Source organism: Halomonas sp. ND22Bw, from assembly GCF_003011945.1.
Taxonomy (GTDB): Bacteria; Pseudomonadota; Gammaproteobacteria; order Pseudomonadales; family Halomonadaceae; genus Halomonas; species Halomonas halophila.
Genome location: NZ_PXWD01000482.1, coordinates 1 through 324, shown reverse-complemented (window position 1 = coordinate 324; position 324 = coordinate 1). Strand labels below are relative to the sequence as shown.

1 pseudogene is annotated in these 324 nt (G+C 59.6%); it reads left to right on the top strand.

Annotated elements, in window-relative coordinates:
* Nucleotides 1–127 precede the first annotated feature (127 nt).
* Nucleotides 128–271: pseudogene (locus CVH10_RS19035) on the top strand (IS3 family transposase); the annotation flags it as partial.
* Nucleotides 272–324: the final 53 nt, after the last annotated feature.

Here is a 324-nt window from a genome sequence, read left to right as displayed (position 1 = left end):
ACAGGAGCTGGGGGGTTTCTGAACTTAGCGACGGCTTGATCGGCAACAAAAATGCGCGGGGTGACCTGACCGGCTGGCTTTGGACCGGGCTGATTGAGAGGATCAGCCAGGATCAAAGGAGTTGGATATGCGGCGAGGCCAGAAGACGAACCTGGAGCAGGTCGTGCTCAAGCTGCGTCAGATTGAGGTGCAGACGGCCCAGGGCAAGAGTTTGGCCCTTGCATGCAGGAAGGCGGAGATCTCCGAGCAGAGTTATTATCGCTGGCGCAAGTGATCGGCCCCCACGCGGTGGTCCAAGGGTAAAGTTAGTGCGCGGTAGGCCGC